This window comes from Spiroplasma endosymbiont of Eupeodes luniger, from assembly GCF_964019525.1.
Lineage (GTDB): Bacteria > Bacillota_I > Bacilli_A > Mycoplasmatales > Nriv7 > Nriv7.
In genome coordinates, this window is record NZ_OZ026453.1 from 516,786 (window position 1) to 532,970 (window position 16,185).

General features: G+C 25.1%; 21 protein-coding genes. 15 read left to right on the top strand and 6 right to left on the bottom strand.

What is annotated here, in order from left to right; genetic code table 4:
* The first annotated feature begins 35 nt into the window (after nucleotides 1-35).
* The 4 genes from AACK86_RS03010 to AACK86_RS07365 all read left to right on the top strand — a co-directional run bounded on the left by AACK86_RS03010 (nucleotide 36) and on the right by AACK86_RS07365 (nucleotide 2,351).
* A complete protein-coding gene (locus AACK86_RS03010; protein WP_338982583.1) occupies nucleotides 36-1,163 on the top strand; it encodes an ABC transporter permease subunit in 1,128 nt (375 codons plus the stop codon).
* Nucleotides 1,164-1,165: 2 nt separating this feature from the next.
* Nucleotides 1,166-1,372 (top strand): hypothetical protein, encoded by a 207-nt coding sequence (locus AACK86_RS03015; RefSeq protein WP_338982585.1) that lies wholly within the window; start codon nucleotides 1,166-1,168, stop codon nucleotides 1,370-1,372.
* 149 nt (nucleotides 1,373-1,521) lie between these two features.
* Nucleotides 1,522-1,974 carry a transposase family protein gene (locus AACK86_RS07360; RefSeq protein ID WP_338982632.1) on the top strand — a complete coding sequence of 151 codons (453 nt, stop codon included), beginning with the start codon at nucleotides 1,522-1,524 and terminating at the stop codon, nucleotides 1,972-1,974.
* Complete coding sequence (locus AACK86_RS07365; RefSeq protein ID WP_422398350.1) at nucleotides 1,959-2,351, top strand: transposase; 393 nt, start codon at nucleotides 1,959-1,961, stop codon at nucleotides 2,349-2,351. Before AACK86_RS07360 ends, AACK86_RS07365 begins: the two co-directional genes overlap by 16 nt.
* Nucleotides 2,352-2,464: 113 nt before the next feature.
* Here AACK86_RS07365 and AACK86_RS07370 read toward each other — a convergent pair whose 3' ends face one another.
* Complete coding sequence (locus AACK86_RS07370; RefSeq protein WP_422398351.1) at nucleotides 2,465-2,608, bottom strand: hypothetical protein; 144 nt, start codon at nucleotides 2,606-2,608, stop codon at nucleotides 2,465-2,467.
* Nucleotides 2,593-3,045 (bottom strand): transposase family protein, encoded by a 453-nt coding sequence (locus tag AACK86_RS03025; protein WP_338982589.1) that lies wholly within the window; start codon nucleotides 3,043-3,045, stop codon nucleotides 2,593-2,595. Before AACK86_RS03025 ends, AACK86_RS07370 begins: the two co-directional genes overlap by 16 nt.
* Before the next feature lie 181 nt (nucleotides 3,046-3,226).
* Between AACK86_RS03025 and AACK86_RS03030 the strand changes: the two genes are divergently transcribed.
* The 7 genes from AACK86_RS03030 (at nucleotide 3,227) to AACK86_RS07390 (ending at nucleotide 8,543) form a co-directional block, all read left to right on the top strand.
* Complete coding sequence (locus AACK86_RS03030; RefSeq protein ID WP_338982591.1) at nucleotides 3,227-5,230, top strand: fructose-specific PTS transporter subunit EIIC; 2,004 nt, start codon at nucleotides 3,227-3,229, stop codon at nucleotides 5,228-5,230.
* Between the two features lie 3 nt (nucleotides 5,231-5,233).
* Nucleotides 5,234-6,151: a type I phosphomannose isomerase catalytic subunit gene (locus AACK86_RS03035; protein ID WP_338982593.1), complete on the top strand. Its 918-nt coding sequence runs from the start codon at nucleotides 5,234-5,236 to the stop codon at nucleotides 6,149-6,151.
* A 107-nt stretch (nucleotides 6,152-6,258) separates the two neighbouring features.
* On the top strand, nucleotides 6,259-6,711 hold the full coding sequence (locus tag AACK86_RS07375) for a transposase family protein (RefSeq protein WP_338982632.1): 453 nt from the start codon (nucleotides 6,259-6,261) through the stop codon (nucleotides 6,709-6,711).
* Entirely contained in the window at nucleotides 6,696-7,088 is a 393-nt protein-coding gene (locus tag AACK86_RS07380) for a transposase family protein (RefSeq protein ID WP_422398306.1), read from the top strand. The genes AACK86_RS07375 and AACK86_RS07380 overlap by 16 nt, the downstream gene beginning before the upstream one ends.
* A 244-nt stretch (nucleotides 7,089-7,332) precedes the next feature.
* Nucleotides 7,333-7,563 carry a transposase family protein gene (locus AACK86_RS03045; protein ID WP_338982655.1) on the top strand — a complete coding sequence of 77 codons (231 nt, stop codon included), beginning with the start codon at nucleotides 7,333-7,335 and terminating at the stop codon, nucleotides 7,561-7,563.
* A 231-nt stretch (nucleotides 7,564-7,794) separates the two neighbouring features.
* A complete protein-coding gene (locus AACK86_RS07385; RefSeq protein WP_422398244.1) occupies nucleotides 7,795-8,166 on the top strand; it encodes a helix-turn-helix domain-containing protein in 372 nt (123 codons plus the stop codon).
* On the top strand, nucleotides 8,151-8,543 hold the full coding sequence (locus AACK86_RS07390; protein WP_422398347.1) for a transposase: 393 nt from the start codon (nucleotides 8,151-8,153) through the stop codon (nucleotides 8,541-8,543). The genes AACK86_RS07385 and AACK86_RS07390 overlap by 16 nt, the downstream gene beginning before the upstream one ends.
* Nucleotides 8,544-8,656: 113 nt before the next feature.
* Here AACK86_RS07390 and AACK86_RS03055 read toward each other — a convergent pair whose 3' ends face one another.
* Entirely contained in the window at nucleotides 8,657-8,992 is a 336-nt protein-coding gene (locus tag AACK86_RS03055; protein ID WP_338982595.1) for a transposase family protein, read from the bottom strand.
* Nucleotides 8,993-9,408: 416 nt separating this feature from the next.
* Between AACK86_RS03055 and AACK86_RS03060 the strand changes: the two genes are divergently transcribed.
* The 3 genes from AACK86_RS03060 to ruvX are packed head-to-tail and all read left to right on the top strand — an operon-like array spanning nucleotide 9,409 to nucleotide 14,275.
* On the top strand, nucleotides 9,409-11,076 hold the full coding sequence (locus tag AACK86_RS03060; protein WP_338982597.1) for an AI-2E family transporter: 1,668 nt from the start codon (nucleotides 9,409-9,411) through the stop codon (nucleotides 11,074-11,076).
* Between the two features lie 26 nt (nucleotides 11,077-11,102).
* The gene (gene alaS, locus AACK86_RS03065) at nucleotides 11,103-13,850 is read left to right on the top strand and encodes an alanine--tRNA ligase (protein ID WP_338982599.1); all 2,748 of its coding nucleotides are present in this window, start codon (nucleotides 11,103-11,105) and stop codon (nucleotides 13,848-13,850) included.
* The gene (gene ruvX / locus AACK86_RS03070; protein ID WP_338982601.1) at nucleotides 13,838-14,275 is read left to right on the top strand and encodes a Holliday junction resolvase RuvX; all 438 of its coding nucleotides are present in this window, start codon (nucleotides 13,838-13,840) and stop codon (nucleotides 14,273-14,275) included. The genes alaS and ruvX overlap by 13 nt, the downstream gene beginning before the upstream one ends.
* Nucleotides 14,276-14,444: 169 nt before the next feature.
* On the opposite strand, the gene AACK86_RS07395 is transcribed toward ruvX, so the two are convergent.
* Together AACK86_RS07395 and AACK86_RS07400 are read right to left on the bottom strand one after the other, a co-directional pair.
* On the bottom strand, nucleotides 14,445-14,837 hold the full coding sequence (locus AACK86_RS07395) for a transposase family protein (RefSeq protein ID WP_422398352.1): 393 nt from the start codon (nucleotides 14,835-14,837) through the stop codon (nucleotides 14,445-14,447).
* Nucleotides 14,822-15,274, bottom strand: coding sequence for a transposase family protein (locus tag AACK86_RS07400; protein WP_338982632.1), 453 nt, complete (start codon nucleotides 15,272-15,274; stop codon nucleotides 14,822-14,824). The genes AACK86_RS07395 and AACK86_RS07400 overlap by 16 nt, the downstream gene beginning before the upstream one ends.
* Nucleotides 15,275-15,382: 108 nt before the next feature.
* On the opposite strand from AACK86_RS07400, the gene greA reads away from it, so the two are divergent.
* Nucleotides 15,383-15,865: a transcription elongation factor GreA gene (gene greA / locus AACK86_RS03080; RefSeq protein ID WP_338982605.1), complete on the top strand. Its 483-nt coding sequence runs from the start codon at nucleotides 15,383-15,385 to the stop codon at nucleotides 15,863-15,865.
* A gap of 178 nt (nucleotides 15,866-16,043) precedes the next feature.
* Here the strand turns inward: greA and AACK86_RS07405 are convergent, their stop codons facing one another.
* Nucleotides 16,044-16,184: a hypothetical protein gene (locus tag AACK86_RS07405; protein WP_422398206.1), complete on the bottom strand. Its 141-nt coding sequence runs from the start codon at nucleotides 16,182-16,184 to the stop codon at nucleotides 16,044-16,046.
* Between the last annotated feature and the right edge of the window lies 1 nt (nucleotide 16,185).

A 16,185-nucleotide genomic window follows, 5' to 3' on the forward strand; every position in this document is an offset into this window, starting at 1 on the left:
GCGACAATTAAAATAAGGATTACGGGTGGTTAAAAATGAATATTATAAGAAATTTTTGAACTAACAAAAAATTAAAAGCAGTAACGGTGGTTTCATTAACAGTAGTTTTGCTTTTTGTTTTATCGGCAATAATTTTTACGCTTTTTAAAGTTAGTTCTTTGAAAGCATATGATACATTATTTTTAATGCCTTTTAATGATATTAATCATTTTCATAATTTTGTAAATTCATTTTCATATTTGCTATTAGCATCATTAGCTTCGCTAGTAGCATTTCGGTTTCGAATTTATAATCTTGGAGTTATTGGGCAAATGATTATTGGGGCAACAATCACATTTATTACTTCACGATTATTAAGTTCTATTGGTATTACTACTAAATTTACAACAATATTATTAATTTTAGTATCAATTATTGCGGGGGCATTGTATGCTCTCATTGCTGGTTTTTTTAAAACTTATTTTAAGATTAATGAAATGGCATCAACTTTGTTGCTTAATATTATTGCTTTTAATATTTATTATCATTTACCAGAATGAAGTCAATATAATGATGGTATTATTAATAATAATGCTTCTTTAATAATTAAATTAAGTATGACGGTTTATTTTTCCATTACAATTTTTATTGCTTTGTTTATTTATGGTTTTGTAACGATTTTATTAGATCGTCGTGTGTTTGGTTTTCGTTTAGAATTAACGGTTGCTAATGCTGAGGCAGCGCAATATGCAAGATTAAATCCTAATGCTAAGCAATTAATTATTATCACAATTTCTGGAGCAATTGCTGGAATTGCAGGCTATACTTATTTTGTTGCTAATTTAAATAAATTAGGAACATTAAGTTCAACAATGTTACAAGAATTTGATAATTTGTTGATTCCTTTATGAGCATTTAATTCGCGTATTGGCGTCTTGTTGCTTAGTATTTTAGTTGGTTTAATTCGTTCGCAAACTCAATTTCTTTCGTTGACATCATTTGATTATGAAATCATTGATATTATTTTTTCATTTTGTATTACCGTTTCTGTTTTAGTAAGCTATATTATTTTATGAAAACAAGAACCGAAGTTTTTAATTAATTTTAGAATGCGGGAGGCGTTCGTAAACCAACGACCTGATGTTAATGATGCAACTAAGATAATTAATAAGGGGCGACGATAATTATGAATATTGTTAATATTTTTATTAGTAGTTTATCATTATCAGCACCATTACTATTCGCAGCTATGGGATGTTTAATAATGCAAAAAGCAGGGATTTTAAATTTTGGTGTTGATGGCGTAATGATTTTAGGGGGGTTATCGTATGCAATTGTGATTAAACAATATTTATTTCTTGGTGATAATATTTGTTTTTTAGGTTTTTTTTAGCATTTGTTATTGGTATGGGATTAGGTTTAATTCATGCGGTATTAACGATTTCTTTAAAAACTAATCAGTTTCTTCTTTCATTAGACTTCTTGCGATACCTTTTTTATTAAAATATTCTTATAAAATATAATTTATGAGGATATCAAAATATGAACAATAATAAATTTAATACTCTTAATGATAAAGAATGGTTAAGATTAACAGGAATAAAAAAATCCACTTTTAATAAAATGTTAGATATTTTACAAGTAGCTGAAATAGAAAAATTTAAAAAAGGTGGTAAAACTAATAAATTATCACTAGAAAATAGATTATTGATGACTTTATCATATTGACGAGAATATCAGACTTATTTTCATCTTGGTAAAAATTTCGGAATTAGTGAAGCTAATTGTTATCGGAATATCAAGTGAATTGAAGATATTTTAATTAAAAACTCTGATTTTCAACAACTTGCTGGTAAAAAAGCACTAATAAATGATTATTTTAATGATAAAACTATTATTATTGATGCTACCGAAACTCCAATCCAACGCCCAAAAAAAGACAAAAACAATCTTATTCTGGTAAAAAGAAAAAACACACCATTAAAACACAAGTAATTATCGAACAAGAAACCAGAAAAATTATTGCAACAAGTTTTTCACTTGGGAAAAAACATGATTATGCTTTATTTAAAGAATCAAAAATCCCAATTTTAAAAAATACCAAATTAATAGTTGATAGTGGTTATCAAGGAATACAAAAAATTCACAATAATGTTCTAATACCTACAAAGAAAACAAAGAAAAACCATTTAAATAAATCACAAAAACAACATAATAGACTAGTTTCAAAAATGAGAATTATTATTGAAAATATTTTTGCTATTCTTAAAAAATTTAAAATTATGACAGAAAAATATCGTAATCGTAGAAAAAGATTTGGTTTAAGATTTAATTTAATTGCCTCAATTTATAATTTGCAATTATTAATTTAACATAAAAGATTTATTTAAAATTAAAGAATTTAAATAATAAATTCATTTTTTGTTGTGGCAAAATATTAATTTTTTAGATAAAAGACATAATTAATTAAAATTATATTTTTCTATTACTGTCTTTTTACAAGTATTTGTAATTTTTTTAATAGGTTATGCAAGAAGTCTAATAAAGCATAATCATGTTTTTTCCCAAGTGAAAAACTTGTTGCAATAATTTTTCTGGTTTCTTGTTCGATAATTACTTGTGTTTTAATGGTGTGTTTTTTCTTTTTACCAGAATAAGATTGTTTTTGTCTTTTTTTGGGCGTTGGATTGGAGTTTCGGTAGCATCAATAATAATAGTTTTATCATTAAAATAATCATTTATTAGTGCTTTTTTACCAGCAAGTTGTTGAAAATCAGAGTTTTTAATTAAAATATCTTCAATTCACTTGATATTCCGATAACAATTAGCTTCACTAATTCCGAAATTTTTACCAAGATGAAAATAAGTCTGATATTCTCGTCAATATGATAAAGTCATCAATAATCTATTTTCTAGTGATAATTTATTAGTTTTACCACCTTTTTTAAATTTTTCTATTTCAGCTACTTGTAAAATATCTAACATTTTATTAAAAGTGGATTTTTTTATTCCTGTTAATCTTAACCATTCTTTATCATTAAGAGTATTAAAATTATTATTGTTCATATTTTGATATCCTCATAAATTATATTTTATAAGAATATTTTAATAAAAAAGGTATCGCAAGAAGTCTAATGAATTAAATGATATAACAATACAATAAATTTTCACATTAAAATAATATTATTTAAAATTCTAAAAATATGATAGTATTAGTATATAAAGATATAGTAAAGGTAATAAAAAAATGAATACAAACTTATTAAAATTAAACAATATTGTTTTTAATCTTGATGTTAATAGTCAAGATGACGTTTTTAATGAAATTGCTCGTTTAGCTGTTAAAAGTAATATTATTAACAGTCAAGATGATACTATTTTAATTACAGCACTAAAAACAAGAGAAGCTTTAACATCAACGGGAATGGGTGCAGGTTTAGCTATTCCGCATGCCCAAGATGATGTCATTAAAAAACCAACAGTAATGTTTTTGCGTTTTAAACAAAAAATGGATTGAAAAGCAATTGATGATCAACCTGTACAAATGGCAATTGTTTTACTTGTTCCTAAAATTCAAGCTAGTGATTTACACTTAAATATTTTAAGTTCCATTGCTCAAAGATTATTGGATGAAAAAGTTAAAGAAATTTTAACAAGTAGTCTTAGTAAAGAAGAAATTATTAACGCTTTGTTTTGTGAAGAAACTAACGAACCAAAGATAGTAACCAAATCAACAAATATTTTAGCTATTACTGCTTGTCCAGTTGGTGTTGCTCATACTTATATTGCTGCTGACAAATTAAAACAAGCAGCAAAGAAGTTAGATTATGGCATTAATGTGGAAACTCATGGAGCAGCGGGAGTTAAAAATTCATTTACTAATGAAGATATTGCTAATGCTGATGCAATTTTAATTGCATCTGATATTGGCATTGATTTAAGTCGTTTTGCTAATAAAAAAATTTTACAAGTTAAAGTAAGTCAAGCAATTAAAAATCCTGAACAATTATTAATTGATGCTTTAAATAATAATAAAGTATTATCTGCAATTAATTTTAGTACTAAAAATAAACAAAATAATAGTTCTATTTTAAAACACTTTATGACGGGTGTTAGTTATATGGTACCTTTTGTTATTTTGGGTGGGATTTTAGTTGCACTATCTATTAGCTTAGCAAAAATTATTACAGGAAACAATAATGCTACCCCTGATGATATTGAATTTTTAAAATATTTAAATATTATTGGGGCTAGTGCCATGTATTTAATGATTCCTATTTTAGGTGGTTTTATTGCTTATTCAATTGCGGGTAGAGCTGCTTTAGTGCCAGCAATGGTAGCATCCTTAATAGGAAACGAGGGAAATAATTTTTTTAAGTTTTTTAAAGTAAATATTATTGACTCGGTTACAAATAAACCAATTGATATGGTACCAATGGGTTTTGTTGGTGCATTAATCGCTGGATTAGTAGCAGGATATTTAGTAAAATGAATTAATTCGTGAAAAGTACCACAAGCACTATCAGCAGCCATTCCAATTTTTGTTATTCCTATTTTGGTTGGAGGATTGTTATCTTTAACATTTATTTTTGTTATTGGTGCCCCAATTTCTTATGTTATGACTTGAGTGCAATATGGTTTATCCTGAGTTTATGGTAATCAAAATATTGGCTTAGGAATTGCCTTTGCAATGGGATTATTAATTGGAGCAATGGCAGGATTTGACATTGGTGGTCCAATTAATAAAGTTGCTTTCTTTACTGCTAGTACATTAGTTACAATGAAAATTTATCAACCAATGGGGACAATAGCAGCCGCTATTCCCGTAGCACCGCTTGGAATGGGTTTAAGTACAATAATTTTTCGTAAATATTTTGATGCTGAAAGTCGACAAGCAGGAATTGCCTCATTAATTATGGGAACAATTGGCATATCTGAAGGTGCGATTCCCTTTGCAATTAAGGATCCTAAACGAGCTATTATTGCTAATGTTATTGGTTCATCAATTGCTGGTGGATTAGCGGGAATCTTTTCAATTCAAAATTATGCCCAACATGGAGGACCAATTATGGCATTCCTTGGCGCCGTTCCATATGGGGCACAAACAGCAATTTTCTTAATTATCATTGCTGTTGGAACCTTAATAACTTGCTTTTCATATGGACTATTACTAATGATAAAAAATAATGAATTAAATTTAAAAAAATATAATTTTATGAAATATACTACTTGATTTAAAAGAGGGAAATAATTAATGTCACAAATTTTAAAATTAAAACCGCAATTTCTTAAAAAAATATGAGGTTCTCATCGCCTTCAAAATTGAGGATATGATATTAATAATGAAACAAATATGGGGGAAGCTTGAGTAATTAGTGCTTTAGATTCAAATCCTACTGCTATTATAAGCGGTTCATTTCAAGGACTAACATTAAAAGAGTTTTATGAAAGAAATAAGAATTTATTTAATTTAACTTATAATGAATTTCCATTATTAAGTAAGATTATTACTAGTGATGATTATTTAAGTGTTCAAGTTCATCCCAATGATGAATATGCTAAAGCTCATCATCAAAGTCTAGGAAAAGCAGAGTGTTGATATATTCTTGATTGTCCCAAAGATGCTAAGATTATTTATGGTCATAACGCTAAGGATAATCAACAATTAGCAACAATGATTAATGAAAAGCAATGAAAGCATTTTTTAAAAGAAGTTACCATCGTTCCCGGAGATTTTTTATATGTTCCGCCTGGTAAAGTTCATGCGATAACCCCCGAAGTTACAATTTTTGAATTACAACAATCTTCTGACATTACTTATCGTCTTTATGATTTTGATCGTAAAGACGACGAAGGAAATTTACGAACATTACATTTAAAAGATAGTTTAGCAACAATTACTGTTCCTGATACTAACTTAGATGTTATTCATCGTGAAAATGGATTATTAGTTAATAATGAATATTTTTCATTATATTTAATTAATAATTCATTGCCAACAACTTATGATTTTAATGAAACTAAGTGATTACAATTAACAGTTGTTAATGGGGCGGGAACAATTAATGATGAACCTTTTAAAATGGGTGAATCAGCAATAATTTTAGATGATAAAATAATGCAATTAACAATTACGGGAACAATAAAATTACTAGTTAGTTATTGTAAATAAAATTTTAAAAAATAATCAAGTGATTGATTATTTTTTTATTAGACTTCTTGCGATACCTTTTTTATTAAAATATTCTTATAAAATATAATTTATGAGGATATCAAAATATGAACAATAATAAATTTAATACTCTTAATGATAAAGAATGGTTAAGATTAACAGGAATAAAAAAATCCACTTTTAATAAAATGTTAGATATTTTACAAGTAGCTGAAATAGAAAAATTTAAAAAAGGTGGTAAAACTAATAAATTATCACTAGAAAATAGATTATTGATGACTTTATCATATTGACGAGAATATCAGACTTATTTTCATCTTGGTAAAAATTTCGGAATTAGTGAAGCTAATTGTTATCGCAATATCAAGTGAATTGAAGATATTTTAATTAAAAACTCTGATTTTCAACAACTTGCTGGTAAAAAAGCACTAATAAATGATTATTTTAATGATAAAACTATTATTATTGATGCTACCGAAACTCCAATCCAACGCCCAAAAAAAGACAAAAACAATCTTATTCTGGTAAAAAGAAAAAACACACCATTAAAACACAAGTAATTATCGAACAAGAAACCAGAAAAATTATTGCAACAAGTTTTTCACTTGGGAAAAAACATGATTATGCTTTATTTAAAGAATCAAAAATCCCAATTTTAAAAAATACCAAATTAATAGTTGATAGTGGTTATCAAGGAATACAAAAAATTCACAATAATGTTCTAATACCTACAAAGAAAACAAAGAAAAACCATTTAAATAAAGCACAAAAACAACATAATAGACTAGTTTCAAAAATGAGAATTATTATTGAAAATATTTTTGCTATTCTTAAAAAATTTAAAATTATGACAGAAAAATATCGTAATCGTAGAAAAAGATTTGGTTTAAGATTTAATTTAATTGCCTCAATTTATAATTTGCAATTATTAATTTAACATAAAAGATTTATTTAAAATTAAAGAATTTAAATAATAAATTCATTTTTTGTTGTGGCAAAATATTAATTTTTTAGATAAAAGACATAATTAATTAAAATTATATTTTTCTATTACTGTCTTTTTACAAATATTTGTAATTTTTTTAATAGGTTATGCAAGAAGTCTATTTAAAGAATCAAAAATCCCAATTTTAAAAAATACCAAATTAATAGTTGATAGTGGTTATCAAGGAATACAAAAAATTCACAATAATGTTCTAATACCTACAAAGAAAACAAAGAAAAACCATTTAAATAAAGCACAAAAACAACATAATAGACTAGTTTCAAAAATGAGAATTATTATTGAAAATATTTTTGCTATTCTTAAAAAATTTAAAATTATGACAGAAAAATATCGTAATCGTAGAAAAAGATTTGGTTTAAGATTTAATTTAATTGCCTCAATTTATAATTTGCAATTATTAATTTAACATAAAAGATTTATTTAAAATTAAAGAATTTAAATAATAAATTCATTTTTTGTTGTGGCAAAATATTAATTTTTTAGATAAAAGACATAATTAATTAAAATTATATTTTTCTATTACTGTCTTTTTACAAATATTTGTAATTTTTTTAATAGGTTATGCAAGAAGTCTAATACTCTTAATGATAAAGAATGGTTAAGATTAACAGGAATAAAAAAATCCACTTTTAATAAAATGTTAGATATTTTACAAGTAGCTGAAATAGAAAAATTTAAAAAAGGTGGTAAAACTAATAAATTATCACTAGAAAATAGATTATTGATGACTTTATCATATTGACGAGAATATCAGACTTATTTTCATCTTGGTAAAAATTTCGGAATTAGTGAAGCTAATTGTTATCGCAATATCAAGTGAATTGAAGATATTTTAATTAAAAACTCTGATTTTCAACAACTTGCTGGTAAAAAAGCACTAATAAATGATTATTTTAATGATAAAACTATTATTATTGATGCTACCGAAACTCCAATCCAACGCCCAAAAAAAGACAAAAACAATCTTATTCTGGTAAAAAGAAAAAACACACCATTAAAACACAAGTAATTATCGAACAAGAAACCAGAAAAATTATTGCAACAAGTTTTTCACTTGGGAAAAAACATGATTATGCTTTATTTAAAGAATCAAAAATCCCAATTTTAAAAAATACCAAATTAATAGTTGATAGTGGTTATCAAGGAATACAAAAAATTCACAATAATGTTCTAATACCTACAAAGAAAACAAAGAAAAACCATTTAAATAAAGCACAAAAACAACATAATAGACTAGTTTCAAAAATGAGAATTATTATTGAAAATATTTTTGCTATTCTTAAAAAATTTAAAATTATGACAGAAAGATATCGTAATCGTAGAAAAAGATTTGGTTTAAGATTTAATTTAATTGCCTCAATTTATAATTTGCAATTATTAATTTAACATAAAAGATTTATTTAAAATTAAAGAATTTAAATAATAAATTCATTTTTTGTTGTGGCAAAATATTAATTTTTTAGATAAAAGACATAATTAATTAAAATTATATTTTTCTATTACTGTCTTTTTACAAATATTTGTAATTTTTTTAATAGGTTATGCAAGAAGTCTATTAAAATATCTTCAATTCACTTGATATTCCGATAACAATTAGCTTCACTAATTCCGAAATTTTTACCAAGATGAAAATAAGTCTGATATTCTCGTCAATATGATAAAGTCATCAATAATCTATTTTCTAGTGATAATTTATTAGTTTTACCACCTTTTTTAAATTTTTCTATTTCAGCTACTTGTAAAATATCTAACATTTTATTAAAAGTGGATTTTTTTATTCCTGTTAATCTTAACCATTCTTTATCATTAAGAGTATTAAATTTATTATTGTTCATATTTTGATATCCTCATAAATTATATTTTATAAGAATATTTTAATAAAAAAGGTATCGCAAGAAGTCTATTAATTAACAGCAAGTTTGTAAAAACCAAAATCTTGTCATATGTATATGGTTTCTACACTTTTATTTATTAATTTATTGAAGTTATTTGAATTTATTGAAATAATAATAGGTATGAAGAAAAACTGCAAAAATTTTGGCATCCTAAATTAACCTTTCTTTGTTTTTTAGTAAATTTAATAGAAAAATCTAAAGTAATCTTATGTAGTTATATTATCAAATATTAATTATTAAAACAAATAATTTTTTACATAACGACCATTTAGGTATTCTTAATAAATTTAATTTCTTATGATATAATTTTAATTGTAAATTTATTTTTTAAAATATTTTAAGGAACGATTTGTAAAATGGAAAGAACAGATACTAAAAACATTGAAATAAAAACCAATAATGGTAACAGAAAAGGTAATTCTTCCAAATTTACTATTAGTTTTGACCACAAATGAACAAGATGATTATTTATAATTTTAATTTGTTTAGTAGTTCTTTTATTATTAAAACTTACGGGTGCTGATCAAATTATTCTTAATGTTATTTTAGCCTTTATTCCCTTGGGATTAGCATTAGCTGTGATTTGAGTTCTCAATCCATTAATTTATCGTTTGATTAAATTAAAGTTTAACAAAACTGTGGCAAAATATTTAACTTTTTTTATTTCTCTAATTATTGGTATTTTTATTATTGTTTTTTTGCTTTGATTATTTATTGACCAATTTGTAAGTTTTATTAGTCAGTTTTTAGGGGATAGTACAGTTATTAAAGAAAGATTAGATAATTGAAAAGGTACAGGAGTTGATCAAAATAAATCACTTTTATCACATATTTTTGGTTTTGCTTATGATACAGAAACTGAACAATGACGATTACAAACTAATGTTGATTGAAAACCAATAAAAGATAATTGACAAGATATATTAAGTCAAATTAAAAGTAAAGCACTTGATACTAATAAAGGTGCTTGGGAAATTTTATTAACAAAATTACGCAATGACTATGGTATTTATTTGGATTCAACTAATAAATTTGTTGTTGATTATTTGCGCTACTTAAAACAACCATCATTAGATAGTGTTAGTGAATATTTTAAAAATTTATATACTGAAATCAAAGCAGGGTTAATAACAAATAACATTACTATAGATGACAATAATTTAAATATAGTAAATGAAGTTGTAATTAATAATGCAAAAATTGGTGTTGCTTTTGATGGTAACAAATTAGGGAAAATGTATCAGTTACTATTTAGTTTTGGCGCCACAGCACAATGATTTTTTTCAGCAACATTTTTAGTTGATATTATTAATACAATTTATGGTTATACAACAGCCTCCAATTTAACTAATATTTTTCTTAATCGCTATTTTTGAACGATAGCTAGTATTTTTTATGGTTTATTTATTACGATTATGATTACAATGTTTTTGTTAGGTGGCGATAAATCATTTACTAATTTTTTAAAAACGCAATTAATTCCTGGGAAAAATATTAAACGCAAAGAAATTATTGCGAATGCTTTACAAAAATCTTTATTTGGTTATGGTCGCGGAATATTAATTGATATGAGTTATATGTTTACTTTTACAACTATTATGATAGTTATTGCTGGTTATGTGGCGGGTGGCTCCACATATAAAAGTTCTTTTGCGGTATTAGGTTTATTTATGACTTTTGCTAATATTGTCCCTTATGTGGGACCATTTATTGGAATGGTTCCCATTGCTTTAGCGGGAGTATTAGATGCTTTAGTAGCACCATCAGGAACAAATGAATTAGTTAGTTGAGTACCAATGATTGTTGCTGTAGTTGGTGCATTTATTGTTCAATTAATTGAAAATTCGTTTGTTTATCCAAAAATTTTTGGACGAGTAACCAAATTACATCCAGTGATAATATTAATGGGAATTTCTATTTTTGGGGCAATTATTGGTATTTGAGGAATGATTATTGCGGTACCAACAATAGCAACAATTAAAGCAGTTGCTAACGATATTTATAATAAGAAATTGCTTTTATAAATTTTAAATTAAAGGGGTATAAATTAATGAAATACTTAACAACTAGTGAGATTAGACAGAAATTTCTTGATTTCTTTATTAAAAATGGTCATTATCCTTTACCTAGTGCATCATTAATTCCTGTTAATGACAATTCATTATTATGAATTAATTCTGGCGTTGCAGCCTTAAAACCGTATTTTGATGGTAGAAAAGCTCCACCTCATCAACTATTAGTAAACTCACAAAAGGCCTTACGAACTAATGATATTGAAAATGTTGGTTACACAGCAAGACATCATACTTTATTTGAAATGCTAGGTAATTTTTCAATTGGTGATTATTTTAAAAAAGAGGCTATTGTTTTTGCCTGAGAATTTTTAACTAGTAAACAATGATTAGGTATTGATGCTAATAAACTGATTGTTACTGTTTTTCTAGATGATACTGATACCATTAAAATTTGAAAAGAAGTTATTGGTTTAGATTCAAGTCGGATTATTTTTGGGAGTCGTAATACCAACTTTTGAGATATGGGTCAGGGTCCTTGCGGTCCAAATACGGAAATTTTTTATGATCGGGGAATTGCTTGAGATAAAGAAAACTATGGTTTGAAGTTATTGCAAGATGATATTGAAAATGATCGTTATTTAGAAATTTGAAATATTGTTTTTTCAGACAGTAATAATGATGGGCAAGGTAATTATCATGATTTACCTCGTAAAAATATTGATACAGGAGCAGGTTTAGAACGATTAGCTTGTATAATCCAAGAAGTACCTACTAATTTTGAAACTGATTTATTTTTACCGATAATTGAAGGCATTACTAAATTAGTTAAAGTTTCTTATGTTCCAAATAATATTTTTGAAAAACCTAATGAACAAACAAAAATTAATGTTGCGTTTAAAGTTATTAGTGACCATATTAGAGCGATTTCTTTTGCTATTGGTGATGGTGTTTTTACTAGTAATAAAGATCGCGGTTATGTTATTCGCCGTTTAATTCGTCGAGCAATGGTTTATGGTCATAAATTGAATATTAATGAACCGTTTTTATATAAATTAGTTATTATTGTTGTTAATTTGATGAAAGATTATTATCCTCATTTAGAAGCAAAACAAGAGATTATTACTAGTACTGTTAAAAAGGAAGAAGAAAAGTTTTTTAATAATCTAAAACAAGGTCTTAATCATTTTAATGAAATGCTAATTGAAGAAAAAACAATTACGGCTGAAAATGCTTTTAAACTATATGATACTTATGGTTTTCCGATTGATTTAACTATTGAGTTAGCAAGTGAAAAAAAAATTACTATTGATTTAGTAAGATATAATGAATTATTAGAAGAACAAAGAAAAGATGCTCGTAATGCACGAAGTAATCAACAAATTGAAGCGATGGATATGCAAAATAAATTATTATTAGATTTAAAAATCCCTAGCATTTTTATTGGTTACGAAGTAGAAGAAAATCCGCAAGCTAAAGTCGTAGCTTTATTTTATGGTGAAGAAATGTTAACATCAGTTAAAGATGATATTGTTGATGTGATACTTGATGCCACACCATTTTATGCTGAAAAAGGTGGTCAAACTAACGATACAGGAATAATTAGTAATGCCACAATGCTTGGTGAAGTTATTGATGTCAAATTAGCACCCAATAAGCAACATATTCATCGGATCCAAGTTAACGGTACTTTAAAAACTAATGATATTGTTTGTGCTGTTATTAATCATCATCATCGTAATTATGGAATGAAAAATCACTCAGGAACTCATTTATTGCATTCAGCGATTAGAGAAATTTTAGGTGCTGATGCCATGCAAATTGGTTCATTTAATAACTATCAATATTTACGACTAGATATTGCTTACAATAAAGAAATTACAACCCAAAATTTACAAGCTATTAATGATTTAGTTACTAAATGAATTGCACAAAATGATAGTTGTGAAATTTATATTACTAGTTATGATGAAGCAATTAAAATGAATGCTATGGCTTTTTTTAACGAGAAATATGACAAAAAAGTTCGTGTTGTTAAGTTTGGTAATTATTCTATTGAATTATGTGGGGGAACGCATGTTAAATATACAGGTGATATTGAACAATTATTAATTACTAGTATTGAATCCAAAGGAACTGGTATTTATCGTTTTCAAGCTTTAACATCAAAACAAACAATTAATAATTATTATGATGAACAAATTAAAGATTTAAAAACAAAAAGTGCTGAAAAATTGGCAAAATATAATAAAAATTTATTAGCAGATAGTTATCTTGAACAACTATTTAATACCATTACTAGTATGAATAATATTAGTAATGATATATGAAAACAATTGCGTGCATTATATTATGAACTTCAAATTGCTTTTAAAAAATGAGAAAAAAAAGCTGAACAAAAACTAATTCAAGAACAAATTAATCAATATCAAAATCTGGAAATTATTTCATTGCCAACATATAATATTTTAATTTATCAATTTAATGATCTTGCGATTGCTACTTTAAAGTTATTAGCGGATAAATATCGGTTATTAGATAATAAATTAGTAATTATTTTTACTAATAAAAATATTAATACAAAAAATTCGGTATTAGTAGTTGTTAGTGAATCTTTAATTAAAGAAGGATTAAGTGCCGTTACAATTGTTAAATCTTTAACAAAACAATGTCAAGGTTCTGGTGGCGGAAATATGCAATTAGCTTTAGGCGGATTTAATAATGAAATAAAAATGCAAGAATTATTACAACAATTAAAACAAGAAGATGCGTTATGAAATATTTAGGCTTAGATGTGGGTAGCAAAACAATTGGTTTAGCTATTGGTCAAGGAATTATTAGTTTTTCAAAAACAACAATTAATTTTCCTGAATATAATTTTTCTCAAGCTATTAATTTAGTATTACAATTTATTAAACAAGAAAATCTTGATATAATTATTGTTGGTCATCCCTTAAATATGAATGGAACTAAAAGTAGAACAACAATAATGGTTGAAGATTTTGTTTTGCAACTAAAAACAAAAACTAATTGCGAAATTATTTTATGAGATGAAAGATTAACATCACGATCTGCTAATCAAATAATGTTAACTGCTAATGTTTCACGAAAAAAACGAAAAATGAATAAAGATAAATTAGCAGCTCAATTAATTTTACAAAACTATTTTGATTATTTACAGCATCTTGCAAAAGCAAAAAAAGACAAATAATAGACTTCTTGCATAACCTATTAAAAAAATTACAAATATTTGTAAAAAGACAGTAATAGAAAAATATAATTTTAATTAATTATGTCTTTTATCTAAAAAATTAATATTTTGCCACAACAAAAAATGAATTTATTATTTAAATTCTTTAATTTTAAATAAATCTTTTATGTTAAATTAATAATTGCAAATTATAAATTGAGGCAATTAAATTAAATCTTAAACTAAATCTTTTTCTACGATTACGATATTTTTCTGTCATAATTTTAAATTTTTTAAGAATAGCAAAAATATTTTCAATAATAATTCTCATTTTTGAAACTAGTCTATTATGTTGTTTTTGTGCTTTATTTAAATGGTTTTTCTTTGTTTTCTTTGTAGGTATTAGAACATTATTGTGAATTTTTTGTATTCCTTGATAACCACTATCAACTATTAATTTGGTATTTTTTAAAATTGGGATTTTTGATTTTTTAAATAAAGCATAATCATGTTTTTTCCCAAGTGAAAAACTTGTTGCAATAATTTTTCTGGTTTCTTGTTCGATAATTACTTGTGTTTTAATGGTGTGTTTTTTCTTTTTACCAGAATAAGATTGTTTTTGTCTTTTTTTGGGCGTTGGATTGGAGTTTCGGTAGCATCAATAATAATAGTTTTATCATTAAAATAATCATTTATTAGTGCTTTTTTACCAGCAAGTTGTTGAAAATCAGAGTTTTTAATTAAAATATCTTCAATTCACTTGATATTCCGATAACAATTAGCTTCACTAATTCCGAAATTTTTACCAAGATGAAAATAAGTCTGATATTCTCGTCAATATGATAAAGTCATCAATAATCTATTTTCTAGTGATAATTTATTAGTTTTACCACCTTTTTTAAATTTTTCTATTTCAGCTACTTGTAAAATATCTAACATTTTATTAAAAGTGGATTTTTTTATTCCTGTTAATCTTAACCATTCTTTATCATTAAGAGTATTAAATTTATTATTGTTCATATTTTGATATCCTCATAAATTATGTTTTATAAGAATATTTTAATAAAAAAGGTATCGCAAGAAGTCTAATATATGTTATAATACATATTAAATAAAGGAGAAAAAGTAATGGAAGATAACAATAATGAAATTTTGTTAACTAAAGAAGGTAAAGAAGAATTAAATCAAGAATTAAATGAGTTAATCAATATTATTCGTCCGCAAGTAATTAAAGAATTAGTTGAAGCACGAAACCAAGGTGACTTATCAGAAAATGCTGAGTATGAATCAGCAAGAAATCGCCAAGCTGAAGTTGAAGGTCGAATTAAAGAAATTGAAGATACTTTAGCTCGTGCTAAAGTTATTGCTACTGATCGTCAAGGAACTAAAAACATTAGAATTGGTTCAATAGTAACTATTCTTAATTTAGAAACTAATGATAAATCAACATTTAAAGTTGTTGGTACTGTGGAGGCTGATCCTTTTGAAAATAAAATTTCTAATGAGACTCCCTTAGTTAAAGCCATTTTTGATCACAGTGTTAATGATATTGTTGAAATTAAAGGTAAAGAAACAAAATATAAAGTTAAAATTTTAGAAATTGGAAAATAAAATATTAAATAGACTTCTTGCATAACCTATTAAAAAAATTACAAATATTTGTAAAAAGACAGTAATAGAAAAATATAATTTTAATTAATTATGTCTTTTATCTAAAAAATTAATATTTTTCCACAACAAAAAATGAATTTATTATTTAAATTCTTTAATTTTAAATAAATCTTTTATGTTAAATTAATAATTGCAAATTATAAATTGAGGCAATTAAATTAAATCTTAAACCAAATCTTTTTCTACGATTACGATATTTTTCTGTCATAATTTTAAATTTTTTAAGAATAGCAAAAATATTTTCAATAATAATTCTCATT